The sequence below is a fragment of the Amycolatopsis sp. 3B14 genome, assembly GCF_050958625.1.
Taxonomy (GTDB): Bacteria; Actinomycetota; Actinomycetes; order Mycobacteriales; family Pseudonocardiaceae; genus Amycolatopsis_E; species Amycolatopsis_E thermoflava.
The window spans coordinates 42811-57967 of record NZ_JBHZEN010000064.1 but is presented as its reverse complement, the minus strand read 5'-3'; the positions used below and the strand labels follow the sequence as shown (position 1 = coordinate 57967).

Genomic DNA, 15157 nt, shown 5'->3' with positions numbered 1-15157 from the left:
CCGCCACGCAGGACGGCGCGCAGATCGCCGGAGCCGAGTTCGACGACGACGAGTACAGCGACGCCCCGCTGATCTGGACCAAGTAGACCTTCCGGAACTGCGCGGCCGCACTCTCCTGGGGGTGAGTGCGGCCGCGCAGCATTGCCCGCGCAGTTCGGCCCGGCCGCAAGCCGGCAACGCAACAGCACCGACCACCCCACCAGACCTCCCCCGCCCCCGATCCACAGCCGATCTTTAGTCGCCGACCAGGGTTGTCAAGGCACGCTTTCCCGCCTTGACAACCCTGCTCGGCGACTGAAACACAATCAGGCATCGGGGGCGGGGGTGGTCGCCCCAGCCACAAGGGACCAAGCGGGAGGCGGTCGGCCCCCAGCCACAAGAAATCGGGGGCGGGGGTGGTCGGCATCCGAGACCCAGCCGCAAGGGACCGGGCGGGGAAGACCGGCAGGCGGGTCGGCCTTCCCCGCCCGGAGTCAGTACCGCCCGGGCCGTCCCAGGCGCGCTCGCTCGGCAGGCGCCGGGTCCACCCACACGTAGTGGTTGGTCTCCCCCGCCAGCACGGCCAGCATGTCGTCCCGCAGCATCTGCAACTGCTGGGTCGTCCGCTGGGCCAGCCGGAGCGCCGGGGCGAGCAGCGACGCCTCGTTGGGCGTGAGCCGCTGCATGAGCACCAGGTCCGAGCCCGGCACGGCACCCACCCGCTCGGGCGTGAGCCGCCGGTGCAGCAGCACCCGCGTCTGCCACGCCTCCGGCTCGCTCTGCGACTGGGGCGCGTCGTGCAGGCACAGCACGGGCGCGTCGGCGCTGGCGGTGACCGCGGGCGGCGAACCCGGCGCCACCACGGCGACCCGGTCGGTGCGGCCGGTCGCCGACTGTCCGAGCTGGACCCAGTCCGCCGGGTGCTGCGAGAACACCAGCAGCCGCGCGCCGGCCCGCAACGCGCGGTACGCCATCAGCCGCGCCGCCCAGGCGCCGCCGATCAGGCTCACCGACACCGGCTCCGGGCGGAACAACGTCAGCGCCACCGGGAACCCGTTCTGGTCCCGCCCGAGCGGCAGCCCCACCGACGACGCGGACACCTGGAGCAACTCCAGCGCCGCGTCGGACGCGTGGTGCGCCCCGATGCGCAGCCGCGGGATCGAGCGGTGCCGCCGGGTGCGCCAGTCGCGGTGCTCGCGCGCCGCGCCCGCGGCCGGGCCGGCGGGGCCGGGACCGGGCGGTTGCGGCGGCATCGGCGTCGGCACGCCGACGGCCAGCGCGGGACGGGCGACCTCGACCGTCGTCGCGGTGGCCGCCTCGGCCGTGCCTGCCTGCTGGGTTTGCGGCGCCGGGGCCGCCACGTTGACGACGGCGGGCGCCTGCGGCATCGCGGGCGCCCCGAGCACGGCCTGACCGGGCGGCATGTGCTGGTGCTGCTGGTGTTGCTGCTGCTGCGCGGGCGGCGGGCCGGGCTGGGCCTGCGCCGGCGGCATGGGCCGCGGCATCGCCTGCGCCGGCGGCTGCGGCCGCGACGGTGGGTACTGTCCGGCGTTCATCGTGCACCTCCCCCGCTCGGTGCCGAAGCATACACGGCCGGGCCGTGCTGACCGTCCAAACGCGACACCCGGGCGCCGTTGCGCCCGGCCAGCGTCTTCACCAGGTCGCACACCTGCGGATAGCGCTGCGCCGTCGCGGCGACCCGGACCAGGCAGCGCAGCGTGGTCCCGTCGAACGACGGCTCCAGCAGCAGCGCGATGCTGACCAGGTCCGCGGGCAGCTCGGCCAGCGCGGCGAGCAGCCCGGTGCCGCGGTCGGGGTCCGGCCAGGACTGGATCCAGAAGCACCCGTGGGTCAGGCGCGTGGAGTGCCACGACTCCCAGGCCTCGTGCACCCGCGCCGGGCCGCCACCGGGCAGCAGGTCGCAGGAGCGGGCGAGCGCGTCGACGACCTCGTCCGCGGTCAGCATCCGCGCCCGCAGCCCGCGCCGGCGCAGCACGCGCTCGGCGCGGCGGGTGATCTCGGCCAGCACGGCGGGCACGTCGAGGCGCCCGCCCGGCGAATCGATCATCGACTCGGCGACGGCCCGCGCGTCCAGGCGCACCGCGACCCACAGGGCGCGGTCACGCGTCCCGGGCTCGCGGCCGGGCACCGAGTGTGTGACGACCTGCATCACCACGCCCGCCTGCTCGGCCTCGGCGGCGGTGCGGGCCAGCGCGGCCAGCGGCACCGGCGGGGTCGCCACGTCCGCGCCGCCGGACACCTCGAGCACGGCGAACCAGCCCGCCTCGTCACTGCCCATGCCGAGCTTGGTCTCCCCCGGCCCGTCGATGTCCTCGACGACGAGGTCCGGGGCCAGCTCGCACAGCGCGGTCAGCCGCGGGTCGTCCCGCTTCTCCCCCGAAGTGCCGCGGCGCGACCGGAAACCCATCCACAGCATCAGGCTCTCGGTCCACCAGCGGCCCTTCGAGCGGCCGAACATCCCGACGATCACCGCGAGCCCGATCACGCCCGCGGCGATCAGCGCCCACAGTTCCTGCACGCCGACCGCGGCGACGACCACCAGCACGATCTCGAACGCCAGCAGCCGGGCGAGGCTCACCACACCGAGCCGCCCGCGGCCGCGCACGGGCCGGAACCACGCCTGCCCTCTGGCCTGGGCGCGCAGCTCGGCGGAGCCGCCGCCGCGCGCGTCGAACTGCGCGGCTGCCTGCGGCTGCTGGCCAGTCGTGATCACCTGCGGAGCCCCTTCCACCAGCCAACGATATCCCCGGACCCGGCCGTGATCACCCGGCGAAAATCCGCGGTGCGCACGGCGGTCCCGTAGCCGACCCGCACCGTACCGCACTCCGGCGCGACCGGGTTTCCGATGACCTGGCCTTTTCCGCTTCGACGCACGCCGCCCGGCTGTCGGTTCCGTGCCAGCGCGTTCGGCCACTCTGTCAGGCGTAGCAGACTCCCCCTGGCTTGTCGGAGGCAACGGCAGGTGACCCCACCGCTCTTCGAGCCGGCCGATCCGGTCCGCGCGTACCTCACCGGCATCAGCCGCGCCGGCCTCCTGACCATCGAGGAGGAGGTCACGCTCGCCAAACGGATCGAGGCCGGGCTCTACGCCCAGCACCTGCTCGCGACCACGCGGGTGCTCGATCCGCAGCGGCGCGCCGACCTGCTCACGATCGCCGAGGAGGGCCGGGAGGCCAAGAACCGGCTGCTGGAGGCGAACCTGCGGCTGGTGGTGAGCATCGCCAAGCGCTACACCGGCCGCGGCATGTCGCTGCTGGACCTCATCCAGGAGGGCAACCTCGGGCTGATCCGCGCCGTGGAGAAGTACGACTACACGCCCGGCTTCAAGTTCTCCACCTACGCGACGTGGTGGATCCGGCAGGCCATCAGCCGCGCGCTGGCCGACCAGTCCCGCACCATCCGCATCCCGGTGCACCTCGCCGAACAGGTCAACCGCGTGCTGGCCGCGCGCCGCGAACTGGCCGCGCGGCTGGGCCGGGAGCCGGGCCACGAGGACATCGCCGCGGAGCTGAGCCTGACGCCGTTCCAGGTGATCGAGCTGCTCTCCTACAACGAAGAGCCGATCAGCCTCGACCAGACCGTCGGCACGGACGGCAGCAGCGTGCTCGCGGATCTGTTGTGCCACCCGGACCGGCCCGGCGTGCCCGCGTCCTACCACGTGCTGCGCCGGGAGATCGACGAGCTGCTGTCCACGCTGAAACCACGGGAGCAGCAGGTGATCCGGCTGCGCTGCGGTCTGGACGACGGCCGTCAGCGCACGCTCGAGGAGGTCGGGCGCGAGCTGGGCGTGACGCGCGAGCGGATCCGCCAGATCGAGCGGCGGACGCTGGGCAAGCTGCGGGAGGAATCGCGCACCGCGCGGCTGCAGGCCTACGTCTCCTGAGTCCGTCGTGGACACCCGCAGCCCCGCCGTGGTCACGCCGTACCGGACCTTCTGACCTGCGGTTTCGATCTTCGCGGGCGGTCAGGCGGGTGCGGTCGATCCGCCAGCGCCGCGGCGCACACTCGATCGGGTAACGACCATCGAGGGGGAAGATGGGCAGGCTGACCATGGCTGACACGAGCACCCTCTGCCGGACGTGCGGGGACTCGGGGGGCTGGATCCTGGAGACCGACGTCGATCCCGTGACCGGTCTGATCACTTCGCGCGAGGCGCCGTGCCCCCGGTGCAGGCCGGCCCCGCGGAGGCAGGACGACCTCTTCGGTTTTTGACGTTTCGGGTTCATCTGTCACAGATTCCTCTTGCAGGATCGTTCAACAATCTGTACGGTCACGGCACCCGAAACGAATCGGAGTTGTCATGGCCGCCGTGCTCGAGGTCGTCGACAGCGGTCCGTTGTCGACCGTGCAGGACCTGGGCCGGCCCGGGTACGCCGACATCGGCGTGACGGAGTCCGGCGCCGCTGACCGGGCCTCGCTGCGGTTGGCGAACCGCTTGGCGGGCAACGACGAAGGCGCCGCCGGGATCGAGGTGACCTTCGGCGGCTTCGCGGCGCGCGCGACCACCGAGGTGACGATCGCGGTGACCGGCGCGCCGTGCCCGATCACGATCGACCGGATGGGCGCGCCGATGAACGCCGCACTGCGGATCCCGGCCGGGGCCGAGTTCCGGCTGGGCTGGCCGGCGACCGGGTTGCGCAGTTACGTGGCCGTGCGGGGCGGCATCGCGGTGGAGCCGGTGCTCGGCTCCCGGGCGACCGACCTGTTGTCCGGCTTGGGCCCGGACCCGTTGCGGCGCGGGGTGTTGCTGCCGATCGGGGCGGCCGTCGCGCCGCCGCTGCCGCCACGCTTCACGCCGGTCGCGGCGCCCCCGTCGGACGAACTGGCGTTGCGGATCCTGCCCGGGCCGCGGGACGACTGGTTCACGGAGTCGGCGTTGCGGACGCTGCTGGCCCAGCCGTACGCGGTGACGTCGGAGAGCAACCGGATCGGAATTCGGCTGGAGGGCCCGGTGCTGCCGCGGGCGCGGCACGGCGAGCTGGTGAGCGAGGGCATGGTGACCGGGGCGCTACAGGTGCCGCCGTCCGGGAAGCCGACGCTGTTCCTCGCCGACCACCCGGTGACCGGCGGCTACCCGGTGATCGCGGTGGTGGTGGCGGAGGACGTCGACAAGGCGGCACAGGCGCGGCCGGGGTTGCAGGTGCGGTTCGACCTGGCGGAGCCGGCGCGGGTTTGAGCGCTCGGCGGCGGTCGGTTGTGTAGCGAGGGCGGGTTTGCGCGGCGCGCGGTGCGAGTGCGCGTGACTGGTGGCGCGGGGTCGCGGTCGGCGGCGCGGGTCCGCACGGCTGTCGGCGCGGGTTCCCACGCTGGTGGCGAGGGTTCGCGCGCCTGGCGACCCGAGTCCGCATGGCGGCGGGCGCGGGTTCGCACGGGCGGCGGGCGCGAGTCCGCACGGGCGGCCGGCGCGAGTCCGCACGGGCGGCCGGCGCGAGTCCGCACGGGCGGCCGGCGCGAGTCCGCACGGGCGGCCGGCGCGAGTCCGCACGGGCGGCCGGCCCGGGGTTCGCCCGTAGCGCCCACGCAGGTTCGCACTGCCAGGCCGCATTGCGCGCCGCCGGCCCCATTCGCCTTCGCCGGGGGCAGTCGTGCCGTTGCCGAGCCGCGAGATGACCACCCGCACCGCTGCGAGTGGCCCGCTCGTACGCCCGACAGGTTCCCTCGCGCGACACCGGCCGAAGACCAGCAGTGAAACCCCTGCTACAACACGTAGCCGCACGCACGCCTGCGAAACCCGCAAGCCGATGGTGTTCTAATTCACCATTCCGGGTGTATACCGTTTCGTGATCGGTGCCCTGGGAATTCGGTCGCTGGTTCTGACTCCGGCCGGTGGGTCAGTTCCGGAAAGAAGAACCGAAATGCCTTCAAGGACTGAAGGAGGGGTTCATACCGTGCCCACTCGAATACGCAGGATGATCGCCATTCCGATCACCTGCGCCATCGCGACCGCCGCCCTGCTGGGGTTCACCGCGCCGGCCGGCGCGACCCAGCTGTCCACCGGTGATCGCATCGTGAACGCGGCCGCTGCGCAGGCCGGGACGCCCTACCGATCGGGCGGTGAGACACCCGGCGGGTTCGACTGCTCCGGCCTGACGCAGTACGCCCACAAGCAGGTCGGGATCGATCTGCCGCGCACCGCCCGCGACCAGCGGGCCGCCGTGCGCAGTGTGTCCAAGTCGGACATGCGACCCGGTGACCTGGTGTTCTTCTCCAGCGGTGGCAGCGTCTACCACGTGGGGATCTACGCCGGGAACAACAAGATCTGGGCCGCCCCCGAATCCGGCGACACGGTCCGGCTGCAGAACATCTGGACCAGTTCCTACTCCGTCGGACGGGCCTGGTAACCGGGTCCACCGATAACCGGCAAAGCCGAACAGGCCGCGTCCCGCGCGGCCTGTTCGGCCATTTCCGCCTGCGGCGGTTCACCCATCAGGACGAGCCGGTGGTAAAGCGGCGCCGTCGCGGCCACCAGCAACCGGTGCGCGTCCACCTCGCCCGCGATTTCGCCGCGCCGCCGAGCCCGCGAGACGACCACCTCGCACCGCCGGTACCGGTCCCGCCAGAACTCGCGCAACGCCGCCGCGGCCTGCGCGGACCGGAACGACGCGGCGATCAGCGCCCGCGTCACCGACGTCTCGTCCCGCAACGACTCGAAAACCTCCTGGTTGAGCGCGATGAGGTCGCCGACGAGCGAACCCGTGTCGGCCGGGACCCACTCGTCCCCCGCGGCCGCGTCGAACACGTCCGCCAGCAATCCGCCCACGTCCCGCCACCGCCGGTAGACCGTGGCCCGGTGCACACCCGAACGCTCCGCCACCGCGTCGATGCTCAGCCCGTCGTACCCGACCTCCACCAGCAGGGACGTCACGGCGTCGAGCACAAGCGCACGCGTGCGGGCGGTGCGGCCGCCGGGCCTGCGCAATCCGGTTGCGGGTGCCGAGTCGCTCATGCCATCATCTTAGCGCGACAATCGTCGCATTAGGGAGGCGGCACGTGCAGATCGACGAACTCACCGTCCCGGGCAAGGGGCCCTACGGGATCACCGCCGGGCCGGACGGCGCCGTGTGGGTCACGCTCGTCCACAGTGGCCAGATCGCGCGGATCTCCGGCGGCACACGGGTTTTCGACCTCGCCCCGGGCTGCGGGCCGGCCGTCATCGCCCCCGGCCCGGACGGCGCGCTCTGGTTCAGCCGCCTGCACGACCACCGCATCGGCCGGATCACCACCGACGGCACGGCGACCTCCGTCGAACTCCCGCCGGAGTGCGGTCCGTACGGGATCACCGCGGGCCCGGACGGCGCGATGTGGTTCACCGAGATGAACACCGACCGCGTGGGCCGCCTCGCCGACGGCGCCATCGAGGAATTCCCCCTGGGAGTCAAGGGTTCCTATCCGTCCACAATAGTCACCGGGCCGGACGGCGCGCTGTGGGTGACGCTGAACCAGGCGGACACGATCACGCGCGTCACCACCGGCGGTGCGGTCACCCATTTCGCCCTGCCCACCGAAAAGGCCGCCCCGGTCGGCATCACCGCGGACGACCAGGCGGTGTGGTTCGTCGAGATCGGCGCCGGGCAGGTCGGGCGCGTCACGCCGGACGGCGAGGTCACCGAATTCCCGCTGCCCGACCGCGAAGCGCGCCCGCACGCGATCGTCCCGGACGGCGACGGCGGCTGCTGGTTCACCGAATGGGGCGCGAACCGCGTCGGGCACATCACCGCCGACGGCGAGTTCGACCACCACCCGCTGCCGACCCCGGGCTCCGAACCCCACGGCCTGACCGTCCTGGACGACGAGGTGTGGGTCGCGCTCGAGACCGGCAAGGTGGCCACCCTGCGCCCGTAGCACCTCACATCCGCGGCCGCCGCGTCGTCGGACTTCCAGCAACCATCGAGAAAGGAAGCCGATGACCACTCTTCGCTCGCGCCTGCCCGACCCCGCCCGCTACATCCCCGAAGTGGGCACGATCGCCGGCGCCACACAGCAGGCCATCCACAACGGGGCCGTCCCGGACACCACGATCCACCTGGTGCAACTGCGCGCCGGTCAGCTGGTCGGCAGCACCTACCAAACCATCGGCCAAACCGAGCAGCTGCGCAAAGCCGGGGAGACCGAGGAGCGCATCACCGCGGTGGCGTCGTGGCGGAACGCGCCGTACTTCACCGACGCGGAGCGGGTCGCGCTGGAGCTGACCGAGGCCGTGCTCACCCCGAACCCGTCCGGCGAGCGCGTTCCCGACGAACTGTTCGCCAGGGCGGCCGCCCACTACGACGAACGGGAACTGTGGACGCTCACCCTGGTGATCGCCCAGATCTGCTTCTTCGTCCCGGTCGCGCTCATCGCCAAGCCGATTCCCGGCGCCGCACCAGGTGAGAACTACAGCTGAACACGAGGGAGGGCGGCCGCACCCCCGGCCGCCCTCCCGGACCTCACACCTTCGCCGGCTCGCGGCGGCGCACCAGCTTGCGCGCCAGTGGCCACGCCAGCAGCACCGCGACCAGCACGTACACGCCGATCGCGAGTGGCGAGTTCACCAGCCCGGTCAGGTCGCCGTCGCTGATCTGCAGCGCCCGCCGCATCTGCTGCTCCGCGGCCGGGCCGAGGATGACGCCGATGATCGCCGGCAGCACGGGCAACCCGAAGCGCCGCATGGCGAACCCGATCACCCCGATCACGTACAACAGGACCAGGTCGATCACCGAGCCGCTGACCGCGTAGGCCCCGACGCTGGCGAAGAACAGGATCCCGGCGTACAGGTAGGGCCGCGGGATCCGCAGCAGCTTCGCCCACACCGGCGCCATCGGCAGGTTGATCAGCAGCAACAGCACCAGCCCGATGAACAGGCTCGCGATCAGCGCCCACACCAGCGCCGACTCGCGCTGGAACAGCAGCGGCCCCGGCTGGATGCCGTACTGCTGGAACGCCGCCAGCATCACCGCGGCGACCGCCGTGGTCGGCAGGCCCAGCGTCAGCATCGACACCAGCGTGCCCGCCGCCGACGCGCTCGCCGTCGACTCCGGCCCGGCGACGCCCTCGATCGCGCCCTTGCCGAACTCGTCCTGCCTGCGGGACAAGCGCTTCTCGGTCACGTACGACAGGAACGTCGGGATCTCCGCGCCACCGGCGGGGATCGCGCCGAACGGGAACCCGATCACCGGCCCGCGCAGCCACGGCTTCCACGTCCGCCGCAGGTCCGACCGGGACAGCCAGGGCCGCCCGACCGGGATCGCCTCGGCCTGGCTGTGCCGGAGGTGCGCGGCCACCCACAGTGACTCGCCGACGGCGAACAGGCCGACCGCGACGATCACCACGTCGATGCCGTCCGCCAGGTGCAGCGCACCGAACGTCAGCCGCGACTGGCCGGTCATCTCGTCGAGCCCGACCAGGCCGATCGTCAGCCCGATCAGCAGCGAGGCGTACCCGCGCACGCGGGACTTGCCCAGCACGGAGGTCACCGCGACGAACGACAACACCATGATCGCGAAGTAGTCCGGCGCCCCGATGTCCACGGCCAGGTCGGCGATCAGCGGCGCGAGCAGCACCAGCGCGATCGTGCCGATGATGCCGCCGGTGAAGTGCCCGATCGCCGCCGCGGCCAGCGCCTGCGGGCCGCGGCCCCGGCGTGCCATGGGATTGCCCTCGATCGCGGTGACCACCGCCGCGCTCTCCCCCGGGGTGTTCAGCAGGATCGACGTCGTCGAGCCGCCGAACATGCCGCCGTAGTAGATGCCGGCGAACATGATGAACGCCGCGGTCGGGTCGAGGCCGTAGGTCACCGGCAGCAGCAGCGCCACCGCCATCGCCGGGCCGATGCCCGGCAGCACGCCGATCGCGGTGCCCAGCAGGACACCGATCGCGGCGAACATCAGGTGCGACGGGGTCAGCGCGGTGGCGAAGCCCGCCCACAGGTTGGACAGGTCCATGAGCTACAGCACCCCCATCAGCGGGCCGCCGGGCAGCGGAACGCCCAGCAGCACCGTGAAGACGAACCAGGTGACCAGCGAGACGCCGGCCGCGATCAGCGGATCCCGCACCAGGTGCCTGCTGCCCAGCGCGTAGGCCGCACCCCAGAACATGATCGCCGACGACAGCGGGAACCCGAGCGTGTCGATCAGCGCCGCGTTCGCCAAGAACGCGCCCGACAGCAGCAGCACCGTGCGCCAGTCCGCGGGGGCGTCCAGGTCGACGTCCTCCCCCGCCTCCGCCTCGCCCCGGCCGCCACGCAGCACGTCGCGCGCCAGCAGCAGCGACACGAGCAGCAGCAGCGAGCCGACGAGGATCGGCACCGCCTTCGGGCCGACCGGCCCGCGCTGCGTGAAGTCGGTCGGGATGCTCAGCGCGTCGACGAGCACCAGCACGCCGACGGCGAACAGGAACACGCAGACACCCAGCTCGGAGTGCGTGCGCCACCAGGACTTCGGCGCGGAGGCCGTCTTCTCCTCGATCACGCTCATGCGAGCCCCAGCTCCTTCAGCACCGCGGCCACCCGGTCGTTCTCCGTCTTGAGGAACGCCGCGAAGTCGTCACCCGGCTGGAACGCCGGCGTCCACCCGTTGCGCTGCAACGCTTCCCGCCACTGCGGCGTGTCCTGCAGTCGCGTGAACAGCCCGATGAGCCGTTCCCGGTCGCTGTCGGACAGACCCGGCGGCGCGACGATGCCGCGCCAGTTGGTGAACGAGACGTCCACACCGGACTCCTGGAGCGTCGGCGCGTCGATGCCCGGCACCCGTTGCGGGCTGGTCACCGCCAGCGCCCGCAACGCACCGGAGGCGATCTGGTCGCGGGTCTCGCCGATGCCGGAGACGCCGAACCCGACCTTGCCGCCCAGCACGGACGCCATCAGCTCGCCACCGCCGTCGAACGGGATGTAGTTGACCCGCGTCGGCGGGATCCCGGCCGCCTGCGCCATCAGCATCGGCGCCAGGTGGTCCGGCCCGCCGGGCGCCGAGCCGCCGCCGACCGGGACGCTGCCCGGATCGGCGCGCCACGCCTCGACCAGCTGCTGGATCGTCTGGTACGGCGAGTCCTTGCTGACCACGACGATGTCGGCCTCTTCGGTCAGCTTCGCGATCGCGGTGGTGTCCTGCAGCGACGACGGCGACTTGTTGGTGTAGACCGAGCCGACCACGCCGAGCCCCATGGACATGGCGAGCTTGCCGTTGCCGCGCTCGTTCACCAAACGGCCCAGGCCGACGGTGCCGCCCGCGCCGGGCAGGTTGAACACCTCGATGTTGCCGTTGAGCCCGGCGTCCTCGACCGCCTTCACGGCCGTGCGGGCGGTGATGTCGTAGCCGCCGCCGGGCGAGTTGGGGACCATCATCCGCAGGCCCCTGATCTGGGGCCCGGTCTCCTCGCCGCCCGCCGACACCAGCGGGGGGACGAGGAGGAGAGCCACGGCCGCGCCGAGAACGGCGAGCCAGCCCTTGCGATTCTTCATCAGCGCACCTCGTTGTGGACCTTCGTTGCCCGGCATCGTGCACCGGGGCCGCGCCGCTGTCACCCGTTAGGCACCTATCGGTCGTTGTGGTCATTGTGGTCACGGCACGATCCGGCGTCGCGGATGCGATAGTGAGGGCGTGGGTGCGCAAGGATCGCTGGCCCGCCAGCTGCTGGGCTGGCAGCTGATCATCGTGTTCGCCCTGCTCGCGTGCGTGTTCGGCTACTCCGCCGTGCAGTCCGACCGGACGTTCACCGACACGCAGGGCCGCAAGCTGCTCGCCGTCGCCGAACAGGTCGCCGCGACCGCCGGGGTGCGGGCGAGCCTGGCCGACCCGGTCCGGCGGGATGCGCTGCCTGCCTTCGCCGAGTCCGCGCGGACACTGTCCGGGGCGGACTCGGTGATCATCGCCGCGCCCGACCGGATCGTGCTCACCTCCCCGGACCCGAACCAGCTGCGCACCGAACTGCCACTGGGCGCGAGCACCGTGCTGCAGGGGCGTGCGTGGGTCGGCGAGATCTCCGGACAGCTGGTCGCGCACGTGCCGGTGATCGGCGACGCCGGGCAGATCGTCGGGATCGTCGCGGCGGGCACCGAGACGCCCGGCCTGTTCGAGGGCGTGGCGAACTCGCCCAGCGCGGCGCTGACGATGCTGGGGCTCGCGACCGTGGTCGGGGTCGCCGGGTCGCTGCTGCTCACCTGGCGTGTGAAACGGCAGACGCTGGGCATGGAACCGCGCGAGATCACCGCGCTGGCCGAGCACCGGGAAGCGCTGCTGCACGGCATCAAGGAGGGTGTGCTCGGCCTGGACTCCCAGCACCGGGTCACGCTCGTCAACGACCAGGCCCGCGACCTGCTGGCGCTGCCGGCGGACTGCGTCGGGCGGCCGGTCGCGGAACTGGGGCTCAACGAGCGCCTCACCGACGTGCTCACCGGACGCGCGCACGGCGTCGACCAGATCGGCCTGCGGGCGGGGCGGGTGCTGGCGCTCAACCGGATGCCGATCGCGCGCGGCGCGGTCGTGACGCTGCGGGACCGCACCGAGCTGGCCGCGCTCCGCGAGGAGCTGGAGGCGACGTCGCGGGCCACGGACACGTTGCGCGCGCAGGCCCACGAGTTCAGCAACCGCCTGCACACCATCGCCGGGTTGATCGAGCTGGGCGAGTACGACGAGGTGCGGCACTACGTCGACCTGGTCAGCGAGGCCCAGACGAAGTGGCAGGAGGAGGTCACCGCGCACATCGCCGACTCGGCGGTCGCGGCGCTGCTCATCGCGAAGGCCAGCCTGGCCGCCGAGCGGGGCGTCGGACTGCGGCTCGCGCCGGGCACCGGTCTGGACGATGTGGACGACCGGTTGTCGGCGGACCTGGTGACCGTGGTCGGCAACCTCGTCGACAACGCACTGGACGCGCTGGCCGGGCGGGACGGCGACTGGATCGAGGTCGAGATCCGGCAGGACGCGGACGCGGTTTCGGTGGTGGTGCGGGACTCCGGGCCGGGGGTGGCGCCGGAGATCGCGACCGAGGTGTTCACGCACGGGTTCACCACGAAGGCGGCCGAGCACGGCGGCAGGCGCGGGCTCGGGCTGGCGCTGACGCGGCAGACCTGCCTGCGCCGCGGCGGTTCGGTGGCCGTGCACAACGCTGACGGCGCGGTGTTCACCGCCGTCCTGCCGACGCGATCGGAGGTGCCCCGGTGATGCGGGTCCTGGTGGTGGACGACGACTTCATGGTCGCGAAGGTCCACAGTGGATACGTGTCGCGCGCGCCCGGGTTCACCGTCGCCGGGGTGGCGCACACCGGGGCCGAGGCGCTGCGCGCGGCGCGGGAGCTGCACCCGGACCTGGTGCTGCTGGACATCTACCTGCCCGATGTGGACGGCCTGTCGGTGCTGCGGCAGCTGCGGGCCGACCCGGCGACGCAGGACATCGACGTCCTGATCATCACGGCCGCGCGGGACGTGGAGACCGTGCGCGGCGCCCTGCGTGGTGGCGCGCTGCACTACCTGATCAAGCCGTTCTCGTCGTCGGCGCTGCAGGCGCAGCTGGAGGAGTTCGCCACGCTGCGGCGGAAGCTGCACCGGCTGGCGCAGCGCAGCACGGCCGGGCAGGAGGACGTGGACGCGGTCTTCGGGGCCCGCACGCCGAAAGCGCTGCCGAAGGGGCTGACCGAGCAGACGGCCGACCTGGTGCGGCAGGCGTTGCAGGCGCATCCGGACGGCCTGTCGGCGAGCGAGTGCGCCGGGGTGACCGACCTGTCGCGGCCCAGCGCGCGGCGGTACCTAGAGCATTTCGTGGCCGCCGGGCGGGCGGAGGTGCGGCTGCGCTACGGCGGAACGGGGCGGCCGGAGCGGCAGTACCACTGGCGCGGTTGAGTTCGTACCCCCACCGCGACCGGCCGGGGCGGCGATCCCACTGACGCGACCCACCGCGCGCTAGGGTGTCGCGCGGTGAGCACTTCCGAGGCGATTCCCGTGGTCCTGGTCGCCGGTTACCTGGGCTCGGGCAAGACGACACTGGTCAACCACCTCCTGACGCACGCCCGCGACCACCGCATCGGCGTGATCGTCAACGACTTCGGCCGCGTCAACGTGGACGCGCTGGCCGTCGCCGGGCAGGTCGACGCCATGCTGCCGATGGGCAACGGCTGCCTGTGCTGCGCGGTCGACACGGCGGGCCTGGACCGGATGCTGGAGCGGCTCGCCGAGCCGGAGCTGGGCATCGACGCGATCGTCATCGAAGCCAGTGGCCTCGCCGAGCCGCGCGACCTGGTCCGGATGCTGCTGTCCAGCGAGAACCCGCGCGTCGCCTACGGCGGGCTCGTCGAGGTGGTGGACGGGGTCGAGTTCGAGGCCAACCGGGTGCGCCACCCCGAGCTGGACGAGCACCTGCGCTTCGCCGACCTGGTGGTGCTGAACAAGACCGACCGGCGCGACGATCCCGGCCTGGTCGAGCTGGTGCGCAAGGTGAGCGACGGGCGGCCGGTGGTGCGGTCGGCGTTCGGCGCGATCGACCCCGGGCTGCTGTTCGACGCGCGGGAGCGTAAGCCGGTGGCGCGGCAGTTGTCGTTCGACGACCTGCGGCACTCCGACGGCGCGGTCCACGAACACCTGCACGACGCCTACCGCAGCGTCGAGTTCTCGTGCGACACACCGCTCCACCCCCGGCGGCTGCTGGCGTTCCTGACCGAGCGGCCTGCCGGGCTGTACCGGATGAAGGGGCCGGTGCGCTTCGCTGTGCCCGGCTACGACGACCGGTTCCTGCTGCAGACCGTCGGCCCGTACCTGCGGTTCCACCGGTCGCCGTGGGGCGCGGAGGCCCCGGCCACGCGCCTGGTGCTGATCGGGACCGGCCTCGACGAGGACGACCTGCTGTCGCGGCTGGCGGCGTGCGCGGAACCGGCGGAGCTGCCGGAACGGGCGATCCTGCCGCTGCTCAAGTACTGCGAATAGCAACGCAGGTAACCCCGCACCGCCGGGGCGCGATAGGCGAAGCAACCCGGCAAGGAGTGGTTCCCATGCGCGCATCCGCCATCCGGTGGTTCTGGCTGCTCGTGGCGCTCGCCTTCGCGGGCACCGCCGCGGCCGAGGTCTACCTGGCCGTCACCATGGGCGCGGCCTGGGCGTGGGCGCTGGCCGGGGTGCTCGTGCTCGCCTCCGCGGCCTGCGTCGCGGCGGCCTTCCGTCGGGACCGCGTCAACCCACCGAGGGACCCCGGAATCTGAT

Annotated in this window: 15 protein-coding genes; 9 read left to right on the top strand and 6 right to left on the bottom strand. The window is 72.6% G+C overall.

The genetic code is table 11. From position 1 onward, the window contains the following. Window positions 1-473: 473 nt before the first annotated feature. Window positions 474-1535 (bottom strand): hypothetical protein, encoded by a 1062-nt coding sequence (locus tag ACCP09_RS32005; protein ID WP_123683210.1) that lies wholly within the window; start codon window positions 1533-1535, stop codon window positions 474-476. Beyond that, window positions 1532-2731 (bottom strand): type VII secretion protein EccE, encoded by a 1200-nt coding sequence (locus ACCP09_RS32000; protein ID WP_228684842.1) that lies wholly within the window; start codon window positions 2729-2731, stop codon window positions 1532-1534. The genes ACCP09_RS32005 and ACCP09_RS32000 overlap by 4 nt, the downstream gene beginning before the upstream one ends. 231 nt (window positions 2732-2962) lie before the next feature. On the opposite strand from ACCP09_RS32000, the gene ACCP09_RS31995 reads away from it, so the two are divergent. From ACCP09_RS31995 to ACCP09_RS31985, 3 genes are all read left to right on the top strand, one after another. Next, on the top strand, window positions 2963-3883 hold the full coding sequence (locus ACCP09_RS31995) for a sigma-70 family RNA polymerase sigma factor (protein ID WP_020416771.1): 921 nt from the start codon (window positions 2963-2965) through the stop codon (window positions 3881-3883). A 417-nt stretch (window positions 3884-4300) separates the two neighbouring features. After that, on the top strand, window positions 4301-5176 hold the full coding sequence (locus ACCP09_RS31990) for a biotin-dependent carboxyltransferase family protein (RefSeq protein WP_433752446.1): 876 nt from the start codon (window positions 4301-4303) through the stop codon (window positions 5174-5176). Window positions 5177-5909: 733 nt separating this feature from the next. Next, window positions 5910-6341, top strand: a complete 432-nt coding sequence (locus tag ACCP09_RS31985) for a C40 family peptidase (RefSeq protein WP_123683212.1) — start codon at window positions 5910-5912, stop codon at window positions 6339-6341. Here ACCP09_RS31985 and ACCP09_RS31980 read toward each other — a convergent pair. Then, on the bottom strand, window positions 6317-6946 hold the full coding sequence (locus ACCP09_RS31980; RefSeq protein WP_433752444.1) for a TetR/AcrR family transcriptional regulator: 630 nt from the start codon (window positions 6944-6946) through the stop codon (window positions 6317-6319). The two genes, ACCP09_RS31985 and ACCP09_RS31980, sit on opposite strands and share 25 nt — an antisense overlap. 44 nt (window positions 6947-6990) lie before the next feature. Between ACCP09_RS31980 and ACCP09_RS31975 the strand changes: the two genes are divergently transcribed. Continuing rightward, a complete protein-coding gene (locus ACCP09_RS31975; protein WP_433752442.1) occupies window positions 6991-7842 on the top strand; it encodes a Vgb family protein in 852 nt (283 codons plus the stop codon). Between the two features lie 61 nt (window positions 7843-7903). Next, window positions 7904-8383, top strand: coding sequence for a carboxymuconolactone decarboxylase family protein (locus ACCP09_RS31970; RefSeq protein WP_123683215.1), 480 nt, complete (start codon window positions 7904-7906; stop codon window positions 8381-8383). 43 nt (window positions 8384-8426) lie between these two features. Here ACCP09_RS31970 and ACCP09_RS31965 read toward each other — a convergent pair whose 3' ends face one another. Genes ACCP09_RS31965 through ACCP09_RS31955 form a run of 3 tightly spaced genes read right to left on the bottom strand, consistent with a single transcriptional unit; the run spans window position 8427 to window position 11434 of the window. After that, the gene (locus tag ACCP09_RS31965) at window positions 8427-9920 is read right to left on the bottom strand and encodes a tripartite tricarboxylate transporter permease (protein WP_433752440.1); all 1494 of its coding nucleotides are present in this window, start codon (window positions 9918-9920) and stop codon (window positions 8427-8429) included. Window positions 9921-9923: 3 nt separating this feature from the next. After that, window positions 9924-10451, bottom strand: coding sequence for a tripartite tricarboxylate transporter TctB family protein (locus ACCP09_RS31960; RefSeq protein ID WP_020416764.1), 528 nt, complete (start codon window positions 10449-10451; stop codon window positions 9924-9926). Beyond that, window positions 10448-11434: a Bug family tripartite tricarboxylate transporter substrate binding protein gene (locus ACCP09_RS31955; RefSeq protein ID WP_020416763.1), complete on the bottom strand. Its 987-nt coding sequence runs from the start codon at window positions 11432-11434 to the stop codon at window positions 10448-10450. Before ACCP09_RS31955 ends, ACCP09_RS31960 begins: the two co-directional genes overlap by 4 nt. Before the next feature lie 139 nt (window positions 11435-11573). On the opposite strand from ACCP09_RS31955, the gene ACCP09_RS31950 reads away from it, so the two are divergent. The 4 genes from ACCP09_RS31950 to ACCP09_RS31935 all read left to right on the top strand — a co-directional run bounded on the left by ACCP09_RS31950 (window position 11574) and on the right by ACCP09_RS31935 (window position 15156). Further along, window positions 11574-13133 carry a sensor histidine kinase gene (locus tag ACCP09_RS31950; RefSeq protein ID WP_433752435.1) on the top strand — a complete coding sequence of 520 codons (1560 nt, stop codon included), beginning with the start codon at window positions 11574-11576 and terminating at the stop codon, window positions 13131-13133. Then, window positions 13130-13807 (top strand): response regulator, encoded by a 678-nt coding sequence (locus ACCP09_RS31945; protein ID WP_027931444.1) that lies wholly within the window; start codon window positions 13130-13132, stop codon window positions 13805-13807. The genes ACCP09_RS31950 and ACCP09_RS31945 overlap by 4 nt, the downstream gene beginning before the upstream one ends. 99 nt (window positions 13808-13906) lie before the next feature. Beyond that, the gene (locus ACCP09_RS31940) at window positions 13907-14884 is read left to right on the top strand and encodes a CobW family GTP-binding protein (RefSeq protein ID WP_433752450.1); all 978 of its coding nucleotides are present in this window, start codon (window positions 13907-13909) and stop codon (window positions 14882-14884) included. A 65-nt stretch (window positions 14885-14949) separates the two neighbouring features. Continuing rightward, a complete protein-coding gene (locus tag ACCP09_RS31935) occupies window positions 14950-15156 on the top strand; it encodes a hypothetical protein (RefSeq protein WP_433752433.1) in 207 nt (68 codons plus the stop codon). The last annotated feature ends 1 nt before the right edge of the window (window position 15157 follow it).

What these genes read in the sequence shown, in the direction of transcription:
- ACCP09_RS31960 (WP_020416764.1), bottom strand. Translation starts at nt 10,451, where the DNA reads ATGAGCGTGATCGAGGAGAAGACGGCCTCCGCGCCGAAGTCCTGGTGG.
- ACCP09_RS31935 (WP_433752433.1), top strand. Translation starts at nt 14,950, where the DNA reads ATGCGCGCATCCGCCATCCGGTGGTTCTGGCTGCTCGTGGCGCTCGCC.
- ACCP09_RS31965 (WP_433752440.1), bottom strand. Translation starts at nt 9,920, where the DNA reads ATGGACCTGTCCAACCTGTGGGCGGGCTTCGCCACCGCGCTGACCCCG.
- ACCP09_RS31955 (WP_020416763.1), bottom strand. Translation starts at nt 11,434, where the DNA reads ATGAAGAATCGCAAGGGCTGGCTCGCCGTTCTCGGCGCGGCCGTGGCT.
- ACCP09_RS31980 (WP_433752444.1), bottom strand. Translation starts at nt 6,946, where the DNA reads ATGAGCGACTCGGCACCCGCAACCGGATTGCGCAGGCCCGGCGGCCGC.
- ACCP09_RS32005 (WP_123683210.1), bottom strand. Translation starts at nt 1,535, where the DNA reads ATGAACGCCGGACAGTACCCACCGTCGCGGCCGCAGCCGCCGGCGCAG.
- ACCP09_RS31985 (WP_123683212.1), top strand. Translation starts at nt 5,910, where the DNA reads ATGATCGCCATTCCGATCACCTGCGCCATCGCGACCGCCGCCCTGCTG.
- ACCP09_RS31970 (WP_123683215.1), top strand. Translation starts at nt 7,904, where the DNA reads ATGACCACTCTTCGCTCGCGCCTGCCCGACCCCGCCCGCTACATCCCC.
- ACCP09_RS31990 (WP_433752446.1), top strand. Translation starts at nt 4,301, where the DNA reads ATGGCCGCCGTGCTCGAGGTCGTCGACAGCGGTCCGTTGTCGACCGTG.